The organism is Streptomyces sp. GESEQ-4, from assembly GCF_017948455.1.
Classification (GTDB): Bacteria; Actinomycetota; Actinomycetes; order Streptomycetales; family Streptomycetaceae; genus Streptomyces.
The window spans coordinates 1-24,278 of the sequence record NZ_JAFFSU010000049.1; the positions used below are offsets into that span (position 1 = coordinate 1).

Here is a 24,278-nt window from a genome sequence, read left to right on the forward strand (position 1 = left end):
TCCCCCTCAGCGCCGTCGCCGAAGAGTTACGCGACAGCCATGGCAGCCTCGACGCCTTCGACGGCGGCGACCTCACCACCGACGCACGGGCCGTCTTCTCCTGGTCATACCACGCCCTGTCCACCCCGGCCGCGCGCCTGTTCCACCTGCTGGGCCTGCACGCCGGGCCCGACATCTCCGCACCCGCCGCGGCTGCCCTCGCCGGACTCCCGCTCCGCCCCACTCGCGGCCCGCTCGTCGAACTCACCCGCGCCCACCTGCTCACCGAGCACCTGCCCGGCCGCTACACCCTGCACGACCTGCTGCGCGTGTACGCCACCGAACGCGTCCTCGCCAAGGAGGCACCGCAGGAGCGGGACCGCGCCGTCGAGCGGCTCCTCACCTGGTACCTGCACACCGCCGACGCCGCCTATCCGTTTCTCACCCCGCATCGCCGGCGGGTTCCCCTCGACCCGTTGCCCGCCTCCTGCCACCCCCTGGCGTTCAGTGCCCACGACCAGGCCCTCAACTGGTGTGACAGTGAGCGTCCCAACCTCGTCGCCGCGGTGCACCAGGCCGCCACCGCCGGCCGACCGGGCATCGCGTGGCAAATTCCCGCCACCCTGTGGGGGTTCTTCTACCTCCGGGGCCATCTGCACGACTGGCTCGACACCACCCGGACCGCCCTCGACGCCGCCCGCGCGGCCGATGACCGCACGGGCGAGGCATGGAGCCTTGGGGATGTGGCCAGTGCCCTGACGCAGATACACCGGTACGACGAGGCCATCGATCACTTCCGGCAGGCGATGGTCCTCTGCCGGGAACTCGGGGACGTGTCCGGCAGGTGCCACGCCATGCTCAATCTGGGCTACGCGTACCGTTATTCCGGCCAGCCGGACAGGTCCGTCGAGTACTGCCGCCGAGCGCTGGCCATCCACGCGATGGGCGAAGCCCCGATCGGTCAGGGCAATATCCTGTTCAACCTGGGCGACTCCTACCAGCAACTTGGCCGGTTCGACGACGCCATCGACTGCCTGGAACAGGCACTGATCGTCTTACGCGCTGAAGGCGACCGCTGGGGCGAAGGCGTCGCACTCGACCTCCTCGGCACCGTCCACCACTGCCTCCAGCGCCACGACGACGCCATCGCGTACTACCACCAGGCGCTCGACACACATACGGACAGCGGTTACCGGTGGGGACAGGCCCACACCCTCGGCAACCTCGGTGACGTCCACCTGGCCACCGGCGCGACCGACACGGCCCGCGAAGCCTGGCAGCGCGCCCTGGCCATCCTCGGTGATCCCGACCACCCCGACACCGCACAGCTCCGCAACAAGCTGAACACCGTGACGTGATCACCTCTCGGCGAACAACTCCCGCAAATATGGCAATGCCCGGCAGGCTGTGACGTAGGGGAAGCGGGGAGGGGCCTCCGCGGTGGCCAGCGCCACCACCTCGATCCGGTGGCCGGCGGCCGGTATGCGGCTGCGGAGGCCCGGAAGTCGTCTGGTTGGCGAGTGCCGACTTCGCGACCCCGTCGAAGCCCTGGTCGCGGACGTGAGCTTCGACGGCGCCCTGCCAGCGCGCGGTGTCGGGGCGGACCAGGGTTCCTGCCGTGCGGACGTCGGCCAGGGCGTCGGCGTAGCGGGGATGAAAGGTGGCTACGGCGGCTTCTTCAGGTCGGCAATGCCTTGCTCAGAGCGAGCACGGCACCTCGGTGAAGGCGCAATAGACCGCTTCCCGGAAAAACGGCATGCCGCCGCACACCTGCAGCCAGCCCGATGCCCGCCGGCGCCGACCTTCAGGGCGCCGCTACGAATCCACGAGGTAGGCCTTCTCCCCCATCCTCAGCGGCGCATCGGCAAGCCCTTTGATGTAGGGCCCACGCCAGAGCACCCGGTGTTCCTGACGGCTGGGGTACCACCGCCTCACCTTGTGCATGCGCACCGGCCACCGGTGGTGGTAGACCCGCTTCGTTTCCCCCACCGTCTCCCCAAATGTGGCGGTCAGAGCAGCCGCAGGAGATCGCGGCTCTTGCCCGGGATGAGGCTGTCCTCCAGCAACTCCCACAGCGCCGTCTCATACCGATCGACGTCCACCGCCTGTCCAGATAGGCGGAAGCTCGCGGGCACCAACTCGCGGGGCGTCACCGGCTCTTCGGCCGCGGCGGTGCGGGGCGTGGACGCGGCATCGACGGCCAGGAGCCGCACGGTGCGCACGGCGTCGGCGCTCGTGGCTCGTAGCGGCACGCCGGAGCGGGCGGTCCACCAGGTGACGCCGCAGCGCGTCTCCCAGAAGACCACTGGTCGTCGCCGGAGACGGCGCCGGATCCAAGCGGGCCAAGGCCGAAACCCTCGGTATCCGACTGGCCAGTCCCGACGAATTCGCCACCCTCCTCTGTCAGTGGGGTTCGTGGCGCAGGCGGACCATTTCAGACGGACAACTGACAACCCACAAACACCGTCAGAGCCATCCTTGCGAAAACCATTGGTGCCCGGCTTGCTCCGCTGATGGACTGACGTCCTACCGTGAGTCTGCCGCGTGACGGAGTAGTGGTTGTGACAGGCTATGACGTGCTTGCCGAGGTGTACGAATGGCTTATCTCGGATGCAAAGTTGCCTCCAGCCGAGTTCGTTGCGTCGTTCGACGACGTCCTCAATCTCCTGCCGTCGAACGCTCACGTCCTCGACTGTTCGTGCGGAACCGGACAGTTGGCGGTTGGCCTCGCCGGTCGTGGCATGCAGGTTGTCGCAACTGACGCCAGCGAGGCGATGGTTCGTCGGACTGCAGAGTTGTCTGAGGAGTTCGGGGCATCCGTCCGGGCTGTACGGGCGAACTGGGAAGAGTTGCCCGACCATTTCCAGGACAACACGTTCGACATGGTGTTCTGCGTTGGCAACTCGCTTCACCATGCCGCGGGCGCGACAGGCAGGGGTGCTGCTCTGGAGTCGATGTCACGGCTTCTGCGCCCCGGCGGGCGCTTGGTACTCACATCCCGCACTTGGGAACTCGTGAGGGCCAGAGGCTCCCGGCTGGAGATCAGTGACCGACTCGTCCGCCGGAACGGTCGCGATGCCGTCGTGGTCTACCGCTGGGAGATTGCGCCGCATTGGGAGGAGGAGCACCACATCGAGATTGCGATCGCGCAAGTTGATGCGACCGGGTTGGTTCTTGTCCGCTCGGAACTGCTGTCCTGCTGGCCCTACCGGTACGAGGAACTCGAAGTCGAGCTGCACCGGGTCGGACTCCAGACGGAACTGAGCACGTACGATCTTGAGGCCGAGAACTACATGGTGGTCGCGAGCAAGGTATAAACACCGGACTCTCAGTCCCTGGCCGGACCGCGCGGTTGCTCGCAGGACGCTTGCGCCCTCTCGGTCCGGTGCATCCTCAACTCTCCTCGTGGGCGTGGTGCTTGCGGATGTGGTTGGCGGCGGAGGCGGGAGCGCCGGCGTGGCCGCAGCTGCGCGGGCGCCGCTCCCCGCCGTCGATCAGTTTGGCGACCGGGGCTCTGCCGGCTCCTTGCCCTGCTTCGTCGAAGGTGGGGTGGGTGGCGAGGCCGGGGTGCCGTGGGTCGCTTCAGCTGCTTCCAGGCCCCCGGTTCCCAGTCCGCAGGGCGGCGCGCAGCAGCGCATGACGGAAGTAGTACGTGATCCCTTCCTCGCGGAGCACTCCTGCGGCCTGGGCAGTGGTCATGAAGTCGCTGAACCGGAGCGGTAGCTGGTCTCGGACGATGTACCAGGCGTGGGCGGCCCGGAAGGCCGGCCAGGCGGTGAACAGCCCGGGGCCGACCACGGCGGCCGCGGTGGCGGCTGCGGCCAGGAACGCGCCCGGGGGCGTCCGGTCCAGATTCAGTGACCAGGCGGTCCATGTCACCAGCACGGTTGCGAAGGCGAGGCAGAGGGCGAACACGGCCGTGGCCTTGCTGTCCCGGCGCAGCAGCTCGAGGGGCCGGGTGGCGTTCGCCGGGGCGACGTTCGCGTCGAGGGTGTGTACGCGGTCCAGCACGGTTCCCGCGGCGAGTCCTCCGCAGAGTCCTGCGGCGGCCGACAGCGCCGTCCCCTGGCCGAGCAGCGCCCACAGGTCGGGCCAGTGCAGCGGAGTGAACAGCAGGCCTGTGACGAGCTGAGTGGCCACCCCCGCTGCGGTCAGGACGGGCAGCAGCCGAACGACCCTGGACACAACGGTCCTGACGCTCACGTCCGAGCGGAATCCGCCCGGTATCGCGGAGCGGTTGCGGTATTCCTCGGCCCGGGTGGTCACGTAAGCCACCGCGAAGGCGGCGCCGCACGCCGTCCCCCACAGCGCGCCCGCCAGCAGTGCGGTGCCGGCCGCCTGCGAGAGCGCGGAGAGGCCCGTCGCCAGCGCGGTCAGCGCCAGGCCGTAGACCAGGGCGAGTTGCCCTTGCGCACGGCGGTAGAGCGTCCACCACCGGATGCCGCCGTCGTCTTGGTGCTCTGCCAGGAAGCGCAGCAGGCGCCAGGCGCGGCGGGCTGTCCAGCGCTGCCCCGCCGGCAGGCTGTTGTTCAGCGGGTCGAAAGCAGAGGGAATCAGCGAGGCCAGTAGGTGCCGCTCGGCGTCCTGGGCGGTGGGAAACCGTGCCGGGTCCGCCAGCTGGGCCGGGATGGCGGTGCCGCTGCCGTAGGTCTGCAGGCCGAGCCACTGCATGAGGGGGGTGGCGAAGGCCTCCGTCGCCGAGGGCGCCCTCCCGGCGCGCATCGCCTCCAGCAGGGGCAGCCAGGCCATCCGGTTCGGTGTGCGCGCGTCGTCCAGGAAGTCGGCGAGATGCTGCGGCCCCAGCGGTCGCAGGCGAACCGCCACGGATCCCCGTACGGCTCCGACCGCGGCCACCGCCTGACGGAACTGTTCCTCCCTGGAGGCCAGTGCGATCGACAGGCCCGCGCCCAGAGCCTGGTTGAGTGCCCGCAGCAACGCGGCTCGCTCAGGGCCGGCCAGTTCGTCGAAGCCGTCCAGGAACGGCACGACGGCGCCGTCGTGCAGCAAGGCGCGGGTGAGGTCCTGCGCCTCGACTCCGCTCTGTGGGCCGACGACGGCCGGGTAGCGGTCGGCGATCCGTCCGATCAGCCACGGGTACAGCGGCTGGCGTGCGTCCCACCCGGCCAGGGACAGCACCACCGGCACAGGGCCGTCGGCGTTCTGCCCGCCGGTGGGCGGGGCCAGGAGCTGCTCGGCCAGCAGATGAAGGGCGATGCTCTTGCCGGAACCCGCCGGACCGCAGATGACGACCCGGGCGGGCGGGCGTCCCGGCCAGAGTTGCTGCCGAAGACGGTCGACGCGGCCGGTGCCCGGGGGGCCGTAGGACGCCGTCACACTGTGGTCGGCGAGTTCGGGCGCCGGCTCCCACGGAACGGCGATGCAGGCCACCTCGACGCCGCGGTCCCGTAGATCCTCCTGGAGGCGGTCGCGCTCGGCTCCCGCGAGGGCGGCGAGCCACTGTTCCCGGGAGGGAGGGGTCTGGGGTGGCTGCGGCCTGGACCGCCGCCACAACGCGAAGATCCACGGGCACAGCAGCCCGAGTGAACCGACGAAGGTGTCGACGGGATCGGTGAAGGGCGCTGTGGCCCGCCAGGTGTGGATCAGGTAACTGCCCGCCAGGAGAGCCAAGATGACCGACGCGATCACCACATGGGCGGATGTCCCGTGTAATCGTGCGCCGTTGGCCATGGTCGGCAGTGTGCCGCATGGGGCCGGCCCACATCGTGCTGAGGGCACAGCCCCCCACGAGGGGGCGTCGACGAAGGCCGGATCACGGATCTCACGGTCCAGAAGAGGATGATGGCCGGCTGCTGGAGTTCCGCTCCTCCGTCACCGCGTCATCCTCAAAGAGCGTTTTGTCCCAGCGAGGTTGTTTGGTTCGAGGTTCAGGTGTGGCGCCAGTTCGGGGTGGATTCGCGGGTGAGCCGACGGCGTATGAGGTCGATCATTGCGATGTGGATTATGGCTTCGGAGCGGTGCGGGTGCCTCTCGTAGTCGCGGGCGAGGCGGCGGCGGTGCATGAGCCGGCCGAGGGTCCGCTCGACCACCCAACGCCGGGGGATCACCTTGAACCCTTTGGTGCCGGGATCGCGTTGGACGACCTGGACATCGATGCCGAGACGGGCGCCGTGGTCGATGGCTTTGGTGCGATAGCCGGTGTCGGCCCACGCCTTGGTCACGCGGGGGCTTGTGGTGGCGATCTGGGAGAGCAGGTGGATGCCGCCGGTGTTGTCGCAGACGCTGGCGGCGGTCACCCAGACGGCCAGCAGCAGGCCGAGGGTATCGACGCCGAGGTGGCGCTTGCGGCCTGCGATTTCCTTGCCCGCATCGATGTCTTGGCCGGCCGCGGGAACGTTGGCTGAGGTCTTGATGCTCTGTGCGTCCAGCACGCAGGCGCTTGGCTCGGCATCCCTGGGTCAACCGGGCGGCGTGCGGCAGGTCCGCTCGGCCCCGGCGTGAGCAGCCCTCGCACGGAGCTCTGCGAGGATTTCGAAGGGATGTTCTACGCACCGAACTCGCGGTGATCCGCGAGTACTTCGCCGATCAGACGCCGGTAGCCGGCGGCCTTCTCGGGATCGGTGTCGATGCACTCGGACAGGTGGAGTGCGGCCTCCCACAAGGCCCAGCCACGAGCGCGCGCCCACGTGCCGCGGTCCTGGGCGACGGTGTCCCGGAACACCTGCCGGCTCTCGCCCGAGAACATGGCCCACGCGATCACCAGGTCACAGGCCGGGTCGCCGACGCCGGACGTGCCGAAGTCGATGACGGCCGCCAGCTTGCCGTCGGCCACGAGCAGGTTGCCCGAGGCGATGTCGCCGTGGAACCACACCGGGTCACCGTTCCAGGTGGCCGCGAGGGCGGACTCCCAGACCTGCTGTGCGAGGACGGTGTCGATGCGCCCGTTGAGCAGGTCCAGGCAACGGCGGGTCTCTTCGTCGTAGTACGCGGGGGACGCGCCGCGATACCAGCTGTGTTCCCCGGCGGCGGGGCCGTGCGTGGTGTCGCACCGCTGCAGGGCGCGGATGAACTCGCCGACCGACACGGCGAATTGGGCCATGTCGCCGATCCGTTCCGCAAGGGCCGTCTCGCCGGGCAGCCAGCCGCGCACCGACCAGGGGTGCGGGTAACCTTCGCCGGGCTCTCCCTTGGCCAGGACCGGCGGTATGTCGACCGGGAGTTCCGGTGCCAGCCGTGGCAGCCACACGTGTTCCTTCTCGACCGCGGGGACGTACCCGTGCCCGGTGGGCAGCCGCGCCGTCATGTCGTCGCCGAGGCGGTAGGTCCTGTTGTCCCAGCCGTCGACGGGCACTGGGATCACCGGCAGGCCGGCCCATTGCGGGAACTGGGTGCTGATCAGACGTTGCACCAGATCTGCGGTGATTCCGGCGCGGCCGTCGGGAGCGGTTGTCGCCATTGCGGAATGGTCCTTTCGGATGGCCACGCACCTGAAGCGCGGCTCAGCTTGCACGGGCCTCAAGTGCCTTGGAGTCAGGCCCGGTGTCAGGTGCGGAATCAGGGGTGCTGCTCAGTTCGGTCTTCGGGATGCCCGCCGCGTCGAATCCGAACACCTGGGCGTACACGGAGAGTTCCGCGTGCAGACAGGCGATCAAGCTGTCCGCCCGGCGGAACCCGTGCTGCTCCCCGGCGAAGGCGAGATAGGCGTGCGGGACGGTGGAGCCGCGGAGCCGGGCCAGCAACCGGTCGGCGTGTTCCGGCGGACAGATCTCGTCCTCGAGTCCTTGCATCAGCACGAACGGGGCGCGGATCTCGGATGCCGTGCGCAGCGGCGACCGTTGCGCGTATCTGTGTCGCGTCTGCGGCCACGGCCCGATAAGGCTGTGCAGGTATTGGGACTCGAAGTCGTGGGTGCCGCGTGCCCGCCACTCCTCCGGGTCCAGGAGTGGATAGTAGAGGGCGGCCGCCCGGTAGAGCTCCGGTTCCGCGGTCAGCGATACCGCTGCCGTCCAGCCGCCGGCACTGCGGCCGCGGATGCCGATCCGCTCGGGATCGGCGAGGCCTTGCTCGATGAGCCCCCGGGCCGCGATGGCGCAATCGCGTACGTCTACGTCTCCCCAGCCTTCCCGGAGCCGTTCGCGGTACTGCCGGCCGAAGCCGGTGGAACCGCCGTACTGGACGTCTACGACACCGATGCCACGGCTGGTGAAGTAGGCGATCTCCTCGTTGGGGACCAGAGGGGTGCGGCTGGTGGGTCCCCCGTGCGCGTGCACCACATAGGGTGGCAACTCGCCCTCGGGGGCGGCGAAGTCGGGGTTGCGGGGCGGATAGACATAGGCGTGGACGTCGGTGCCGTCCGCGCCCTTGAACACCTCGTGATACCCGCGGGGCAGAAAGCCGGCCGGCGTCGACCGCCCGGCGCGCAGGATGCGCACCTCACGGTCATGCAGGTCGGCCTGGACCACGCCGCCCGTGTGCCAGGGTCCCGCGGCGGTCGCCACCACGCGGCGGCCCGCCGCCGCCAATGAGGCCCATTCGGTGTACGGGGAGTCGAAGTCCCGCACCGTGCCGTCCGGTTCCAGGATGGCGAGGCGCTGCTGGCCCAGCCCGTGCACGACGGCCAGCCGCCCGCCCCCGAGGGGAAGGAACCACTGGGCGCCGATGCGCCAGAGTGCGTCGCCGAACTCCTCTGCTCTTGGACATAGCGCCCGCGCGGAGCCGTCCAGTGTGAGCTCGTGGAGGTTCCACCATCCCGCGGCGTCGCTGAGGAGATAGAGCAGGTCCGGCCGGTCCGGTGCCCATTCGACCTGGCTGACTGCGACGCCTTCGCCGCCCGCGACCTGCAGGGCCTGGCCGAGCGTGCCCGCCGGCCCCACCGGCGCGCACATCACATCGGTGCGGTCCCACGGCATGTCCGGGTGGTCCCAGCCGAGCCAGACCGCGTGGCGGCCGTCGGACGAGATCTTCGGGCCCGTCATGAAGTGATGGCTGTGCGCGAGCAGCCGGACGGCCGCCGGATCGTCTCTCGCGCTGCCGTCCAGCGGCAGCGCGACCAGATCGCGGCGGACGTCGGTCGGCTCGTCGCCGACCGACTCCTCGCGCAGGCACCACACTTCGTCGCCTGCCCGTACGAAGTCGCAGTACCGCGCTCCGGCGGTCCTCGCGGGCTGCGGGCTGATGGGTGCCGGAGTGCTGCCGGGCTGCGCCCGGTACACCCGCTGATCGTCCCAGTGGGTGAAGACGAAGCCCGCCGCGGCCTCATCGCCCAGTGGGAGCCAGGGCCGACCGCCGTATTCAATGACCCTGTTGCGCACGCTCCACCCGGAGCCGAGCGCGTCGAGCACCTTGCCGTTGGGGGTGCGACGTACGAGCGCGGCACGGCCCGCTTCCTGCGGTCGCTTCTCGACCCACCAGGTCTCGGCACCGACCAGGGCCACCCATTCGACGAGCGTTTGGCCCTTGGCCGCGTCGGCTGCCGTGATCGGGGAAGTCCAGGTGCCGTGGGGAGCAGTGCGCACGGGTGTGCCTCCACCTCTGGGTCGCGTGCGTGCCTTCGGCCTCGTCAGGCCCAGGGCAGCGCTCAGGCGGCGCCGCTGTAGGCCGATGTGTCACCGCGAAGGGTCAGGCCGGGACGGCCGTCGACCCCGACAGGGGGTGGTCCCGCGACCGTGACCCGTTCGGCGCGGCGGTGCGCCGTGCCGTAGTCGTACACGGCGTAGTGCTGGGTGGACTGGTTGTCCCAGATGGCCAGGTCACCGACGCGCCACTGCCAGCGCACGGTGTGCTCCGGCTTGACGACGTACTCCTGGAGGGCGCGGATCAGGTCGCGGCTCGCCTGGGGGCCGTATCCGACGACGCGGCGGGCGAAGCCGCCGAGGAGCAGCGACCGCTCTTGGGTGTCCGGGTGCACGCGGACCGCGGGGTGTTCCGCCTCGTAGGCCTGGGACACATAGTGCTCCCGGTCCCCCTGGGCCGCGCGGTGTGCGTAGGTCTCGTCGGTGAAGTCCGAGTCGTTGCTGTGCACGATGCGCAGGCGGTCGGCCATGTCGCGCAGCTCGTCGGGCAGACTCGCGTACGCCGCCGCCGTGTTGGCCCAGATGGTGTCACCGCCGACCGGCGGTATGACCTTTGCGTGCAGCAGTGCGTAAGCGGGCGGGCGCTCGATGAATGTGAGGTCGGTGTGCCAGTGGTTGGCACGGGTGCCCTGCCGTGAGTCCATCTCACGCACATGCGGCCGGCCGTCGGGCGCGTCGTAGATGGGGTGACTGAGCGTCAGCTGGCCGAGCCGCCCGGCGAATTCCGCCTGTTGCCGGTAGTCCAGGGTCTGACCGCGCAGAAAGACCACCTTGTGGTCGTGCAGCGCCTGGCGGACTCGGGAAACGATCTCCTCCGGGAGCGGACCGCTCGTGTCCACTCCGCTGATCTCGGCACCGACGTTGCCGGTCAGGGGCCTGACCCGGACATCGAATGCAAGCAGAGTTGTCATGGTGCGTGCCTTCCTGACCAATGAGGACGATGCGCCACCGGCGCTCCACGCGAAGGGGCAGCCCGTGCGCCGATGACCAACAAGGTTGCCTTGGTAGGCACCATTTGGCAATACTAGGCACAAGCCCATTGTCATCGGTCAGGCGCATCGGGCAATATCTTGACCGCTGGGTGGACTCCTGTCCGGGACCGGCCACGGTGGCGCCCTACATGGGAGGACGATTGTGTGCCAGACGGCAGGATGTTCAGCGTGCACCGCGCCTTCCTCGGGGTCGATGGAGACACTTGACCGGATTCTCCGCGGCGGGTTCGATGCCGAGGTCGACGAGTTCGCCGCCCTCGACCCACAGCTCTCGCACCGGACCACACCGCAACCCGGCGTGCTGGCCTTCCGCGAGCTCGTCCTCGGCGCCTATCCCGAAACGGGCTGCCTCGGCATCATCCGTTCCCCCCAGACGCCCGGGCGCAGCGAGCACAAGGAGGGGCGCGCCTGGGACTGGCGCGTGTGCCGCCAGTGCCAGGGCCGGCAGGCATCCCAGCTGCTCGGCTGGCTGATGGCCTGCGACGGTTCGGGCGAACCCTGCGCCGCGGCCCGTCGGCTGGGGATCATGTACATCATCTGGGACTCGCGCATATGGGGCGCGTACGCCGCCGATCAGGGCTGGCGCGCCTACAAAGGGCCCAACCCCCATACCGATCATGTGCACTTCTCGTTCAGCTGGCGTGGCGCCCTGGCAAGAACCTCGTGGTGGAGTGCGCGTGGCGGCATCCGGCTCCCCTTGAGCCATCCCTGAAAGGAGGGACTTCCATGGACAGTTCGCGAGCCTGGGACGCCGAAGCCACCGTGCCGGTGGCTCCCGTGCAACCGTCCGAGCGCACCCTGCACGGTGAGACAGTCCCCGACGACTACGCCTGGATGCGAGATCACACGGATCCGCGCCTCAAGGAGTACCTGGTCCAGGAGCGGGCGTACCACGACGGCTATGCCGGCACGATCGAGCCGTTGATCACCGAAGTGCTGGCTCAGACCGCCCTCCGCCGCCGCGACGAAGGCCACACCTTCACCTGGCGCGTGGGCGGCCATGAGTACTTCATCGACTCCCCCGACGGCTCCCGGCATCCCCGTTATCTGCGCCGACCGCTGGGTTCCACGGTCACCGAGACCGTTCTCGACCTCGAAGTGCTCGGCGTGGGACGGGTGTTCACCCGCATCGGCGTTTTCGAACCCAGCCCGGACGGAACGCTCCTCGCGTACTCCGTCGACCACGAGGGCCATGAGTCGTACGAACTGCGGTTCAAGGACCTCACAACCGGCCGGGACCTCCCCCGCACCCGTGCGCGGACGTACTACACGGGCGCGTGGAGCGCCGACTCGACGACCTTCTTCTACACCGTCCACGACCACGCCATGCGGCCCCACCGGGTTCTCGCGCACCGGCTCGACGCACCTGCCGGGACGCGGGATGCGGAGATCTCACGCGAGGACGATGAGCACTTCAACACGACCGTACGCACCACCCGCGGCCGTGACTGGATCGTCCTCACCCACCAAAGCCGCACCACGACCGAGGAGTCGCTGATCCCGGCCGACCGTGCGGACGCCGAACCGCAGGTGGTGCTGGAGCGCAAGCACGGCCGGGTCTACTTCACCGAGCACCAGCGCACGGCAGACCTGGACCGGCTGCTCCTGCTCGTCGCGGACGGCCGTGAAGAACGCCGGGTGATCAGCACCGCCACCGGTCGGCTCGCCGGACAGCAGTGGAGCGAACTGCTCACCTCCGAGCCCCAGATGGCCTGGTCACGTCTCGATGTGTTCGCCGAGGGGCTCCTGCTGAGCGGCCACCGGCGGGGCACCATGGTCTTCCAGTTGCACCGGCCCGACGGCTCCGTGCACGAGTTCGCGCCCGAGACCCCGGCAGGCTGCCTGATCTTCGAGGGCCGGCGCGACCCGACGCGCGTACAGCTGGACCATCGCGTGGCCTACGACAGCGAGTCCATCGTCCTCACCGAGCACTCGCTTCTCGACCCGCCCCGGCACCACCGGGTCGAGCTGCGCTCGGGACGGCGTACGCTGCTCGGCCAGGACGCGGTGGCGGCGTATGACCGCGACCGCTACCGCACGGAGCGGATCTTCGCCAAGTCGCCGGACGGCGTGGACATCCCGGTGACGCTCGCCTATCGGGACGACACCGTGCCCGGCGGCGCGAACCCCTGTCTGCTGTATGCCTACGGAGCATACGAACGCCCGTGGGAGCCCGTCTTCTCCGCCCCCGTGATCAGCCTCCTGGACCGTGGCTTCGCCTACGCCATCGCCCATGTGCGCGGTGGCGGCGAGCTGGGCCGCACGGGATGGATCGACGGCAGCATGGCCGCCAAGCCCAACTCCCACGGCGACCTGACCACGGCCCGCGGGCGACTCGTCGAACTCGGCTGGGCGGCCCCGGACAAGGTCGTCTGCCAGGGCAGTTGCGCCGGGGGCATCGTCGTGGCGCAGGCGTACACACAGCAGCCCGAACTCTGGGCGGGCGTGGTAGCCGAGACACCGGCCGCCGACATCCTCAACGTCATGCTCGATGCCGCGGCGCCCCTCACCGTCAACGAATGGGAGGAGTGGGGCGACCCCCGCGACGAGGCCACGTACCGTCTGATGCGCCAGTACGTGGCCTACGAGACCGTCTGTGACCGGCCCCGGCCGCCCCTCTACATGACCGCGTTCTTCAACGACCCCCGGGTGATGGTGGACCGGCCGGCCCGTTGGACGGCCGCACTGCGACGGGTCGATACCCACGGCAACCGCATACTGCTGCGCACCGAGCTGGGGGACGGCGGGCACCACGGATCGACGCTCTCCGATCGCGTGGCACGCGCCACGGCCGAGCTCTACGCCTTCATCGCGGACACCGGATCGACCGGCCGTGAATCCCCTACGCGTGCGACGGCGGCCGCCGAGCCGTCGCCGTGAGCGCGGGGCCCTCGCGACAAAGGGCGGACCGGGGCACGGGTCCCGACCGCGCGGCGCTGGCCGACGGCGGCGGGCGGCTCCTCGGTGCCACCCTGGTGCAGGCCATCGGCCAGGGCGCGTCGATGGCCTGCACCACCGTCTTCTTCGTCGGCACCATCGAGCTCGCGCCGGCCGAAGTCGGGGTCACGAACAGTGTCGCGGCAGTGGCGTCCATGGCAACGGCCGTGTTCGCGGGACGAGTCGTCGACCGCTGGGGCGCGCGGAACGTGGCCGTGTGGTGGGGGCTCGCGGCGACCGCGGCGGTCGCCTCGTATGCGCTGGTCTTCGATCTCATGGGCTTCGTTCTCGTCCATCTTCTGGTGACCTCGCTGCGGATGGGCAAGCGCGTCAGTGAGTACACCCTCGTGGGGCAGGTGGCCACGGCACGGACGGTGTTCCGGGCCTACCAGCGATCGGTGCTCAACGCGGGGATGGCCTTGGGAACGCTTGCCGCCGCGCTGCCGCTGTACCTGGACACACGGGCCGGCTACCTGGCAGTGATGTTCTTCAACGCGGCCGCCCTGACCACCGGTTCCCTGCTCCTGCGCTCGATCCCGGCGGGGCCCGCGCCGCAGGAACCACGATCGGCCCGGCGGCTCGGACGGGCACTGCGCGACCCCCGCTATGTGTGTGCCGGACTGCTGTGCGGCCTCATGGAGACCCGGGACAGTCTGCTCACCATGGCGCTGCCGCTGTGGGTGGTCGGATCGACGGCGCCGCCCTCCACCGTGTCCCTGCTGCTGTTCCTCAATACGGCGCTGGTCATCGTGTGTCAGGTGAGGGCGGCCCGGAACGCGGATACCGTTCCCGGTGCGGTGGCGACGATCCACAGGGGCGCGCTGGCACTGGCCGTCAGCTGCCCGCTCATCGGCGTGGTCGGCTACCTGCCCCGGTGGTGGGCCGTCCTGGTCCTGGTGTGTGCCGTTGTCTGCTTCACCTTCGGGGAGATGTGGACGTCCGCGGGCAGCTGGACGCTCAGCTACGAGCTGGCGGATCCTCGCGCGCCGGGCGACTACCAGGGCGTGTTCGGCATGACGTCCGGGATCGGCATGGTCGTCGGGCCGGTGCTCGCCACCACCGTGGCCCTGCCCTTCGGGCTGTGGGGCTGGCTGGTGATCGGGGCCTGCTACGCCCTCCTCGGCACCGGCACACGCTCTGTTGTACGCATCCGTACGCGGCCCCAGGACTCGGCCCTGACCTTGGGCGAAACGGCGAAGAAGGGTTGACTTCCTCCCCCTCGTGAACGAGGGGGATTCCTACGGCTCGCGCCGTGGGGTTTTCTGCTTCATCGTCGACTGCCCGCCCGGAGTTCTCCGTTGAGGTCTTACACCGGCTCCACAGACAGACACCGCCAGCCCGGCGGCCAGAAGGTTGTTCGCCGCGTTCACGTCCCGGTCATGGGCCGTGCCGCAACTGCCGCACGTCCAGGTACGGACATGCAGCGGCATCGCCTCAGCGAGGCTGCCGCAGGTCGAGCACAGCTTGGAGGAGGGAAAGAAGCGGTCCACCGCGACCACTTGCCGCCCGTACCAGTCGGCCTTGTACTCCAGCATGCTCCGGAACTGGGACCACGCGGCATCGCTGATGGCGCGGGCCAGGCTCCGGTTCTTGACCATGTTGCGTACGGTCAGGTCCTCGATCACGAGCGTTTGGTTTTCACGCACGAGTCGAGTGGTCAGTTTGTGCAGCACATCCCGCCTGCGGTCGGCGATCCGGGCGTGGATCTTGGCGACCTCCCGGCGGGCCTTGCGCCGGTTGGCGCCCTCGCCCTTGGCCTTGCGGGACAGCTCCCGCTGGGCCTTGGCCAGGCGCTCGCGGTCGCGGCGTTCGTGCCGCGGGTTGGTGATCTTCTCTCCGGTCGACAGCGTGAGCAGGTGGTTGAGCCCGACGTCGATACCCACTGCCCTGTCGACTGCCGTGAGCGGCTTCACGTACCGGTCCTCGCACAGCAGCGAGACGTACCAGCGTCCCGCGCTGTCCCGGCTGACGGTCACCGTGGTCGGCGTGGCGTTGTCGGGCAGGGGACGCGACCAGACGATGTCCAGTGGGGCGGCCATCTTCGCCAGTGTCAGCCGGCCGTCGCGGAACCGGAAAGCGGAGGAGGTGTATTCCGCGCTCGCCCGGGAGGTCTTCTTCGCCTTGAAGCGCGGGTACTTGGCGCGTTGGGCGAAGAAGTTCGCGAAGGCGCTCTGCAGGTGCCGCAGTGCCTGCTGCAGCGGGACCGAGGAGACCTCGTTGAGGTAGGCCAGTTCCTCGGTCTTCTTCCACGCCGTCAGCAGGGCCGAGGTCTGGTTGTAGTTGACCCGTTCCTGCCTGGCCCAGGCCTCGGTACGGGCGGCGAGCGCCATGTTGTAGACCTTGCGCACGCACCCGAAAGTACGCGACAGCTCGGCTGCCTGCGCATCAGTCGGATAGAAGCGGTACTTGAAGGCCCGCTTCACGCCAGTGGCCATGGCTCACAAACTAGCATCTCAACTCGTGAACTCCTGCGGATAGTTGATGGTGGACGCCGATCCGCCCAGAAGGCGAATCGGCTTTCCCTGCCCTGCTCCGCAGGAGTCCGTTTCCTCCCCCGCCTGAAGGCGGGGGTATCCACGGAGGAATCCCGATGAAACATCACAAGCGCATCGCAGTGCTGGTCGAGGGCGAGTGGGGCGCACGGCCGTCCAAGACCCTGACCGGGATGCTGCGTTACCGCAGTCAAGACGTAGTCACCGTCATCGAGAGCAGTTACGCCGGACAGGATGCCGCACAGGTACTGGGAGTCGACGCGCCGCACCCCATACCCGTGGTCGCCGATCTCGAGGCGGCGATGCGTCACGAGCCCGACGCGCTCCTGCTGGCGGACGAGCCGGTGGGATCGGCCATCGACCCGTTCTGGCACCGGCAGGTGCTCGCCGCGCTGGGCAGGGGGCTCGACGTCATCAGCGGCCTGCACTACCAACTGGCCCAGGACAAGGAAGCCGTGGCCGCCGCGGCAGGTACCGGTGCACACATCTGGGATGTGCGCCGGCCGCCCCAGGAGCTGTACTTCACCGACTTCACCGCCGAGGGCCGCCCCGTCGTCAACTACCGTCCGCACCGCTCCGGCACCAGGACCGTGCTCGCCGTCGGCACCGACTGCTCCAGCGGCAAGATGACGACCATGCTGGAGCTCGCAGGCGAGGCCACTGCGCGCGGCCTCGCGCCCGGCTTCGTGGCCACGGGTCAGGTGGGCATGATGATTTCCGGGGGCGGAGTGGCCGTCGACACAGTCATGGCCGATTTCGTGAACAGCGTGGTGGAGCACCATGTCTTCCACACCGCGCAGGAGCACGACCTGGTCCTCGTCGAAGGCCAGGGCGCCGTGAATCATCCCCGCTACTCCGCCGTGACTCTCGGGCTGCTCCACGGGGCCAGGCCCGACGCGCTGATCCTCTGCCATGAGCTGGGACGCACGTCGGTGGGCCTGCTGCCGCAGCACCCGCTTCCTTCGCTGGAGCGTGCCATCGAGATCAACCACCAGGCGGCGCAGTGGGTTTGGCCCGAGGACGGCTGCCGGGTGGTCGGCATCTCCGTGATGAGCCACCGTCTCTGCGACGACGAGGCACGCACCGCGATCGACCGCATCGAGCAGGAGACCGGGCTGCCGACCACCGACGTGCTCCGCTACGGTGCGAACCGCCTGCTCGACGCGGCACTCGCCGTGCCTGTCGCGTGAGACGCCGGCCCGCAAAGTTCGAACGAGACAGGGAACCGGCCCCGGCCACCCAGCGGTTCGAGCGGACAGCGCAGTGCTGCGCGGTCGCCTCGCGGGCAAGGCGTTGGCCATCGGCTTCATCAGCAACGACGTGCCGCAGCTTCGGCGGTCGCCCTACGCTGCACGCATGCCGCGCGGGGCCGTTCACCTGATTCTTGCGAGGATACCCCGGCGTTCACGCCGGGGAGGAATCGCATCTCGAACCGGTGACGCGGGGCGTCACCGCGTCCGATGGCCGGGCGCGGAGTGCCCGCACGGCTGTCCAGCGGAGCGGCGAATTCGCACGCGCGTGCTGGATGGTCGCGGGGGTGGGTGAATGAGTGCGAAGTTCGCCCGGGTGTGCGAGGTGCTGCCTAGGTTTGGGGCTGTGAAGCTGGTGGTGCAGGTGAAGCTGTTGCCGTTGCCGGAGCAGGCGGCGGCGCTGGGGGCGACCTTGCGTGCCTGCAACCGGGCCGCCGACCACGTCTCCCGGACCGCCTTCGAGACGGGTGTGAAGGACCGCAACGGGCTGCAGAAACTGGTCTACGCGGACATCAAGGCCACGTTCGCGTTGTCGGCGCAGCCCGCGGTGCGGGTGGTGAAGAAGGTCGTGGACGCCTACGGCGCGCTCGCAGCGAGCCTGCAAGCCGGGCGGCTGGGCGGACCCGAGTCGAAGCGGTACCGCAAGGCCATCGGCTCACCGGTCGCCTTCCGGCCCGATGCTGCGCAGCCGTTCGACGACCGGTGCCTGTCCTGGCAGACGGACGCACGGACGGTGTCGATCTGGACGGTGGACGGGCGGATGCGCGGCATCCGCTACACCGGCTCGCCGGACCAGCTCAAGACGCTGGCCGAGCACCGCAAGGGCGAGTCCGATCTGGTCCAGCGGGGCGGGAAGTGGTTTTTGATCGCGACCTGCGACCTTCCCGATCCCGACGTGTACGAGCCGGCCGACTGGATCGGTGTGGACCGCGGCATCGTCAACCTCACCACCACCAGCGACGGCACCGACTACCAGGGCCGTCGGCTGAACCGCTACCGGCGCTGGCAGGCCCGTAAACGCGCCGAACTCCAAGCAAAACGGAGCCGTTCGGCCACCCGCCGCCTGGCCCGCCGGGCGAAGAAGGAGCAGCGCCATGCCACCCATGTGAACCACCGGATCAGCAAGGAGATTGTGTCCGTCGCGCAACGCACCGGTCGCGGGATCGCCGTCGAGGAGCTCGACGGGATCCGGGACCGGGCACGGCTTCGCCGCGACCAGCGGGGCACCTTGTCTTCCTGGCCGTTCCACCAGCTCGGACAGCACCTGGCCTACAAGGCCCGCCGGGCCGGGGTGCCGTTTATGGAAGTGGATGCGGCCCATACCTCGCAGCGCTGCCCGCGCTGCGGGCACACCGAGCGGGCCAACCGGCCCGACCGGGACCGTTTCTCCTGTCGTCGGTGCGGCCTCGCTGGGCCTGCCGACCACGTCGCCGGGGTCAACGTGCGCAACCGCGCACGCTCGGCGTGGGTGTTCGTCACCGCACCCGTCCCCGCACCAGCCTGAACAGGCCGGATGGTGGGGAGATGCGACCCGTGACCGTCCCGTCGTAGGGGGCAGTCGGGAGCGCGACAAGGTGTGAACGACCGAGTACACAAGCTCGGCCGTTCACGGCCGAGAAGGTGACGGCCTGCGTAGCGCGTACTGGCTCCTCAGCGAGAGGCGCGCTGGGCTTCGACGATCCGCCGGCCGGTGTCGTCCGGCGTACCGCGGCGTTGGATCCAGGCTGCCGCGGCGGGGTACTGAACCGCCAAAGCGCACAGCAGCCGCAGCTTGACCGGAGCGATGTTGACCTCGCCCCGATTGTCGGTGACGGCCCTCAGAACCGCCGCCGCCACGTCGTGCGGAGTGACCGCGCGGGCACCGCGTGGCAAAGGCGCCCCGGTCTTGGCGAACATGCCCGCATCGCTGACGAAGCCGGGCTGGACGAGGGAGACACCGACGCCCGCCTCGCGCAGGTCGAGGCGGAGGGCGTGGGCGAAACCGCGCAGCCCGGACTTCGTCGCGGTGTACAACGACGAGAACGGGGTGGCGGCCTTCCCCGACATCGATCCGACGAATGCGAGGTGCCCCCGGCCCGCGTCCACCATCGCCGGGGCGAGCAGCCGCGCGAGCACGACGGCCGAGCGGAGATTCACCTCCAGGGCCCGGTCGATCTGCTCGGGTGTGTACTCGAGCAGGTCACCGCTGGCGGGCAGTGCCGCGTTCGCCACCAGGATGCTGGTGCCGGCGCAGCGCTCGGCGAGGCCGGCCGCGCCGTCCGGATCGGCGAGGTCGGCCGGCACCCACCGGGCACCGACCCCGACAGCGACCTCGCGCAGCGCGTTGGCGTCGCGTCCGGTCACGATCAGGTCGGCGCCCGCCCGGGTCAGGCGTTCAGCGAGCGCCCGGCCGATGCCTCCGGTCGCACCGGTGAGGAGAACCGTCTCTCCGGCGATCTTCATCCTGCGGCTCCTGGAGCTGGGTGGGGAAGGGTGTGCCGGGTCATAGGTCACCTCGGTCAACGGTCACCAGAGGTGGTGCACTCGGGCGCGGATCCGGCGCTCGTACAGCTCACGCAGTGCGTCGAGCGTCTGGTCGGTCAGCGGTGGCATGGACCCGACCGCCGCGTTGGCCCGTGCGTGGGCGACCGAGCTGGCCCCTGGGATCACCGTGGTGACGCCGCTGTGCTGGGTGACCCAGCGCAGGGCGAACTGCGCCGGGGTGAAGCCCTCGGGCACCAAGCCGGCGAACTCGGCGGCGGCCCGTACGCCGGTTGCGTAGTCGACGCCGGAGAAGGTCTCACCGACGTCGAACTTCTCGCCGTGCCGGTTGTAGTTGCGGTGGTCGCTCTCGGCGAAGACCGTGTCCCGCCGGAACTTCGCGGACAGCAGGCCGGAGGCCAGCGGGACCCGGGCGATGACCGCCACACCCGCGGCCTGCGCGGCGGGCAGTACCTGCTCCAGCGGCTTGCGCCGGAACACGTTCAGGATGATCTGCACCGACGCGACGTTCGGTCGGGCGAGGGCGGTCATGGCCTGGGCGCAGGTCTCCACGCTGACGCCGTAGGCGGCGATCCGGCCCTCGTCGACGAGCACGTCCAGTGCGTCATAGACAGCGTCCGACTCGAACACCGCGTCCGGCGGGGTGTGCAGCTGCACCAGGTCGAGGGTGTCCACCCCCAGGTTGGCCCGTGATCTGTCGGTCCACTCACGGAAGTTGTCGAGGGTGAACGCGGCGAGTTCCTGCGGGCCTCGGCGGCCGAGCTTGGTCGCGACCGTGAGGTGTCTGCCGGGTGCCGTGCGCACCTCCCGGAGGAACCGCCCGATGAGCCGTTCGCTGCGGCCGTCTCCGTAGACGTCGGCGGTATCGATGAAGTCGACGCCGGATTCGACGGCCGCTTCGAGGATGGCGAGGCTGTCGCGCTCCTCCACATGGCTCCATCCGTCGCCCAACTGCCATGTACCGATGCCGACTACGGAGATCTTCCGTCCGGTCCTGGTCACAAGTCGCTGTTCCACGTGCACACCTCCCTGATGCGAAGGAGAAAGGGGTCGGGATCGGGGCGGGCCGCAGCTGATTGCCTTACGGATGTCACAGGGACCCGGTCGAGAACAACTCGTCGACGAAGTCGTTGCCGAACTTGCCCTGGGGGTCGAACTTCTCCCGAAGCTCCTGGAAGTCGGCGGCCCGGCGGTAGCCGGAACGGATTTCGGCCCCGGCCAGGGTCGTCAGCTTGGCCCAGTGCGGACGCGCTCCGAGCGGCACCAGGCGTTCCTCCACGGCCGCGATCACCGGCATCAGGTGAGGGGTGCCCTTCTTCCAGGTGAAGTGAAACGCCACCGAGTCCCGTTCGTACGCGGGGCTCAGCCACAGGTCGTCCCCGCGGACGGTGCGGACCTCGCCGATGTGCAGGACGGGTCCCAGGAGCTCGCCGATCTCGCGCAGCGCGGTGAACGCTGCCGGGGCGGCGGCGCGCGGCAGGAAGTACTCGGACTGCAGCTCGTCGCCGACAGGCGCGATGGCGCCGGCCCGGACGTGTGGCAGCCGCTCGTGCCAGGGACCCGGCACGCCCAACTGCGGTGAGCACACGGCCGGGTCGGACCCGGGTACCGGATTCAGGCGGCTGAGGGCCCGGGTACCGAGTTCCAGGTCGACCACGGGCCGGTCGGTGCGCCGCTTCAACCAGATGTTCGCGTCGTCGGCCCACTTGGTGAACACACTGACGCTGTAGGCGGCGCCGTACACCTCGTCGAACCGGTCCCGCACCTCGTCGAGCGGGGCCGCCACCTGTACCGACTGGGCCACGTCGAACGTCGGCTCGATCGCCAGGGTCATCCGGACGGCGACCCCCAGGGCCCCGAGAGAGACCACCGACCCGGCGAAGGTGTCGAGGTCCACGTCGCGGCGCAGGTCGACCACGTCGCCCTGCGGGTCCACCAGCTGCATCCCGGTCACCGCGCCCGCGAGACCCTGCTGGGTGTCGCCCGATCCATGGGTTGCGGTGGCGCACGCCCCGGCGACCGTGATGTCGGGGAGCGACGCCAGGTTCGCCAGCGCATAGCCCGCCCGGTGCAGTGCGGTGGCCACGTCGGCGTACCGCATCCCGGCGGTGACCGTCGCGGTACCTGCCGCGGTGTCGATGTCGACGGCTTTCGGCAGCCCGTCGAGCTGAACGTAGCCGCCCGCTGTCGTCAGAATCCCGGTGAAGGAGTGGCGGGCGCCGAGCACGCGGACGTGTTCGCTTGCCGCGACGATCCGGCGGAGTTCCTCGAGGGACTCGGGCCGCGACACCCGGGCCGGCCCGATGTCGATGTTGCCTCCCCAGTTCTTCATCCGGACCCTACAAGGCCGGCGCAGTGTGCTTGAGGAGGTCGTCGGCCGTGGTGCGCCCGATCATGTCGTCGACCCGGACGAACTCGTAGCCGCGGTCCAGCAGACCCTCGATCATCGGCGGCAGCGACGCGACGGTGAGCGACCGGTCGCCGCCGCCGTCGTGCAGCAGGATGACGGAGCCCGGCCTGACCTCGGCCAGTACGTCGCGCGCGATGGCGTCCGCCTGCCGAAGCGCCCAGTCGTCCGGTGCCACGTCCCACAGCACCGTGGCAGTTCCCAACTCGGCGAGCCAGCCCAGCACTTCCGGTGTGCGCGCCCCGTACGGCGGCCTGAACAGCCGAGGTTGCACATACCCGCTGGCCTCGGCGATCGCCTCGTCGGTGCGCTGGAGCTGCTCGGCCAGCTGGGGCCGCGACAGCTCGGGGAGGAAGGGGTGCGACCAGCTGTGGTTGCCGATGGCATGCCCTTGCTCCTGCATGCGCGTCAGCTCTTCGACGAATGTGCCCGCGTTGATCCCGACGCAGAAGAACGTCGCGGGGATGCCGTAGCGCTCCAGGATGTCGAGGATCTGGCCCGTGTACGGCGGCAGCGGACCGTCGTCGAAGGTGAGCGCGACCTGGCGGCGGTCACGGCCGCCGTGGGGGAAGAAGCGGTTGGCCGCGGTGTGCTCGAGATCGGCCGCGGCCGACTGTGTGATCCAGGCATTGAGGTCGCTCTCGCGGCCGGTCTGGGTGCCCCGGTGGGGCTCCAGACGCGGCAGGCCGCCCCGGACGCGCTCGCCCACCCGGGCCAGTTCCTCCGCCGGGACCGAGCCGAACAGCGGCCGGTCGGGCAGCAGCCACGGGTCGGCGCGGTGTACCCGCAGGCCGGCGGCCATCATTCGGCCGTCCAACGTGCCGTTGGTGCTCTCCATGACGACATTGAGGCCGTCGCCCAGTTTCCGCAGCTGCGTGATCAGTTCGTCCACGTGGTCCGGTGCGTAGTCGCCCGGCACCGGGACCCGCCGACCGTCCGGGCCGATCACCGCCAGTCGGTATCCACCCACGTGCCATGAGATTCCCGCGTACAGCATGTGATCACCTCTGCTCGGGCTTGATGTAATCGCTGAAGTGGATCTCGTCGAACAGGTCCGGCCGGTCCGAGTCCGCGAGTCCGTTGTGCCGCGCCCTGTTCAACATCTCCCGCCAGTACGGCTTCACCGGCGGCCACAACGTCCCGACCTGGCAGTAGGAGGCGTCGACGAAGTAGCGCGGACGGCCCGGGCACTGCGGCTTGGCCCGCCGGGCGTGGAACAGGGCGGAGTGCAGCAGCACGGTCGAGCCGGGCGGCAGGTCCTCGATGAACACCTCGCCGGGCAGCACATCGGTGCCCAGGTGGGCGCGCGCGGTCTTCTCGGCCACCTCCAGATGCGAACCCGGAAGCACCGCGAGCCCGGCCATGTCCGGGTCTATGCCGTCCAGGTAGTGCAGCGCGTGGATCATGGGGTGGCTGCGGTTCGACTGGACGCGCTGCTCGTAGTCGTGGTGCCACGCCTTGCCCGGCCGGTTGGGCTCGTGGCGGTCGCTGTGCATGTGGTGGAAGACGAACCGCGATCCCATCAACTGCTCGAGGATCTCTAACAGCGGCTTGTGGGCGATGAGTTCACCATGCGCGGGCAGGTCGGGTTCCAGGATGTCCGGGACCTTGTGGGTGTCGGGGTCCACCGCGGCCGCGATGGCCTGGACACGCAGGCCGGTGTCGACCCAGCGGTCCACTTCCGCTGCCACGTCGGCCACGAGGTCGCGGGGCAGAAACCTTGGCAATACGAGGAAACCATCGCGCTCGAACTGCGCGATCGATTCATCGTCAAGCTTGGACAGTTGCATGGGGGCAAAGATCGTCTGTACTGACACTGCTCATAACTCCGTCCGCTATGGATGCATCCCTGGTGCGTGGATGCCTTCAGGTCCGGCGAGTCCCCTTGTCAAAACCCGTCACATGAATTGGTAACGTGATCGACAATATTGACAATGCACTCTGCCTAGACTGACCATGGAGCGATCGTCCAGCCGTTCCCCCAGAGACGTCCAGAGATTCCCGGAGCGAACGAGACCAGCTGACGACGCGAGGTGGCTCAGGGCTGGATCCCGGGCGGCTTGTGACTGGAGAAGGCAGCGGCGGGCAAAAAGAAGAAGGGGCGGGGGCGCGCGCACGCGCGCGGCGCCCCCCCCCCTCCTCCCCCCGGCCCCCGCCGGCCGCCGCGGCGCGGCCGGGGGGCGGGCGTGGGGCGCGCGCGTGCGGCCCCG

18 protein-coding genes and 2 pseudogenes are annotated in these 24,278 nt (G+C 69.6%); 7 read left to right on the forward strand and 13 right to left on the reverse strand.

The features are described from left to right. On the forward strand, positions 1–1,337 hold a 1,337-nt coding region (locus KCH48_RS41190), incomplete at its 5' end, for a tetratricopeptide repeat protein (RefSeq protein WP_210582768.1). A gap of 205 nt (positions 1,338–1,542) precedes the next feature. Here KCH48_RS41190 and KCH48_RS43565 read toward each other — a convergent pair. Then, positions 1,543–1,614 (reverse strand): annotated as a pseudogene (locus tag KCH48_RS43565) (hypothetical protein); the annotation flags it as partial. A 374-nt stretch (positions 1,615–1,988) separates the two neighbouring features. After that, the gene (locus tag KCH48_RS41195; protein ID WP_210582769.1) at positions 1,989–2,285 is read right to left on the reverse strand and encodes a hypothetical protein; all 297 of its coding nucleotides are present in this window, start codon (positions 2,283–2,285) and stop codon (positions 1,989–1,991) included. Between the two features lie 255 nt (positions 2,286–2,540). On the opposite strand from KCH48_RS41195, the gene KCH48_RS41200 reads away from it, so the two are divergent. After that, a complete protein-coding gene (locus KCH48_RS41200; protein ID WP_210582770.1) occupies positions 2,541–3,296 on the forward strand; it encodes a class I SAM-dependent methyltransferase in 756 nt (251 codons plus the stop codon). 265 nt (positions 3,297–3,561) lie between these two features. On the opposite strand, the gene KCH48_RS41205 is transcribed toward KCH48_RS41200, so the two are convergent. The 5 genes and pseudogenes from KCH48_RS41205 to KCH48_RS41225 all read right to left on the reverse strand — a co-directional run bounded on the left by KCH48_RS41205 (position 3,562) and on the right by KCH48_RS41225 (position 10,420). Continuing rightward, positions 3,562–5,667 carry a hypothetical protein gene (locus KCH48_RS41205; protein WP_210582771.1) on the reverse strand — a complete coding sequence of 702 codons (2,106 nt, stop codon included), beginning with the start codon at positions 5,665–5,667 and terminating at the stop codon, positions 3,562–3,564. Between the two features lie 197 nt (positions 5,668–5,864). Continuing rightward, positions 5,865–6,392 (reverse strand): annotated as a pseudogene (locus KCH48_RS41210) (transposase); the annotation flags it as partial. Positions 6,393–6,481: 89 nt separating this feature from the next. Further along, positions 6,482–7,393 (reverse strand): aminoglycoside phosphotransferase family protein, encoded by a 912-nt coding sequence (locus KCH48_RS41215; protein ID WP_210582772.1) that lies wholly within the window; start codon positions 7,391–7,393, stop codon positions 6,482–6,484. A 43-nt stretch (positions 7,394–7,436) separates the two neighbouring features. After that, a complete protein-coding gene (locus KCH48_RS41220) occupies positions 7,437–9,452 on the reverse strand; it encodes a S9 family peptidase (RefSeq protein WP_210582773.1) in 2,016 nt (671 codons plus the stop codon). Between the two features lie 62 nt (positions 9,453–9,514). Next, entirely contained in the window at positions 9,515–10,420 is a 906-nt protein-coding gene (locus tag KCH48_RS41225) for a TauD/TfdA family dioxygenase (protein WP_210582774.1), read from the reverse strand. 274 nt (positions 10,421–10,694) lie between these two features. Between KCH48_RS41225 and KCH48_RS41230 the strand changes: the two genes are divergently transcribed. The 3 genes from KCH48_RS41230 to KCH48_RS41240 are packed head-to-tail and all read left to right on the forward strand — an operon-like array spanning position 10,695 to position 14,646. Next, on the forward strand, positions 10,695–11,213 hold the full coding sequence (locus KCH48_RS41230; RefSeq protein ID WP_210582775.1) for a hypothetical protein: 519 nt from the start codon (positions 10,695–10,697) through the stop codon (positions 11,211–11,213). A gap of 14 nt (positions 11,214–11,227) precedes the next feature. Next, positions 11,228–13,381: a prolyl oligopeptidase family serine peptidase gene (locus tag KCH48_RS41235; RefSeq protein WP_210582776.1), complete on the forward strand. Its 2,154-nt coding sequence runs from the start codon at positions 11,228–11,230 to the stop codon at positions 13,379–13,381. Then, on the forward strand, positions 13,378–14,646 hold the full coding sequence (locus KCH48_RS41240; protein WP_210582777.1) for an MFS transporter: 1,269 nt from the start codon (positions 13,378–13,380) through the stop codon (positions 14,644–14,646). Before KCH48_RS41235 ends, KCH48_RS41240 begins: the two co-directional genes overlap by 4 nt. 30 nt (positions 14,647–14,676) lie before the next feature. Here the strand turns inward: KCH48_RS41240 and KCH48_RS41245 are convergent, their stop codons facing one another. Next, positions 14,677–15,873, reverse strand: a complete 1,197-nt coding sequence (locus KCH48_RS41245) for an RNA-guided endonuclease TnpB family protein (protein ID WP_210582778.1) — start codon at positions 15,871–15,873, stop codon at positions 14,677–14,679. Between the two features lie 155 nt (positions 15,874–16,028). On the opposite strand from KCH48_RS41245, the gene KCH48_RS41250 reads away from it, so the two are divergent. Then, positions 16,029–17,120 (forward strand): DUF1611 domain-containing protein, encoded by a 1,092-nt coding sequence (locus tag KCH48_RS41250; protein ID WP_210582779.1) that lies wholly within the window; start codon positions 16,029–16,031, stop codon positions 17,118–17,120. Between the two features lie 355 nt (positions 17,121–17,475). Continuing rightward, positions 17,476–18,684, forward strand: a complete 1,209-nt coding sequence (locus tag KCH48_RS41255; protein WP_246886723.1) for a transposase — start codon at positions 17,476–17,478, stop codon at positions 18,682–18,684. A 146-nt stretch (positions 18,685–18,830) separates the two neighbouring features. Here KCH48_RS41255 and KCH48_RS41260 read toward each other — a convergent pair whose 3' ends face one another. The 5 genes from KCH48_RS41260 to KCH48_RS41280 all read right to left on the reverse strand — a co-directional run bounded on the left by KCH48_RS41260 (position 18,831) and on the right by KCH48_RS41280 (position 23,858). Further along, positions 18,831–19,622 carry an SDR family oxidoreductase gene (locus KCH48_RS41260; protein ID WP_210582780.1) on the reverse strand — a complete coding sequence of 264 codons (792 nt, stop codon included), beginning with the start codon at positions 19,620–19,622 and terminating at the stop codon, positions 18,831–18,833. A 63-nt stretch (positions 19,623–19,685) separates the two neighbouring features. Next, positions 19,686–20,678: an aldo/keto reductase gene (locus tag KCH48_RS41265; RefSeq protein ID WP_210582781.1), complete on the reverse strand. Its 993-nt coding sequence runs from the start codon at positions 20,676–20,678 to the stop codon at positions 19,686–19,688. 73 nt (positions 20,679–20,751) lie between these two features. Then, complete coding sequence (locus tag KCH48_RS41270; protein WP_210582782.1) at positions 20,752–21,993, reverse strand: FAD-binding protein; 1,242 nt, start codon at positions 21,991–21,993, stop codon at positions 20,752–20,754. A gap of 7 nt (positions 21,994–22,000) precedes the next feature. Continuing rightward, positions 22,001–23,065: a polysaccharide deacetylase family protein gene (locus KCH48_RS41275; RefSeq protein WP_210582783.1), complete on the reverse strand. Its 1,065-nt coding sequence runs from the start codon at positions 23,063–23,065 to the stop codon at positions 22,001–22,003. A 4-nt stretch (positions 23,066–23,069) separates the two neighbouring features. Next, positions 23,070–23,858: a phytanoyl-CoA dioxygenase family protein gene (locus KCH48_RS41280; protein ID WP_210582784.1), complete on the reverse strand. Its 789-nt coding sequence runs from the start codon at positions 23,856–23,858 to the stop codon at positions 23,070–23,072. Between the last annotated feature and the right edge of the window lie 420 nt (positions 23,859–24,278).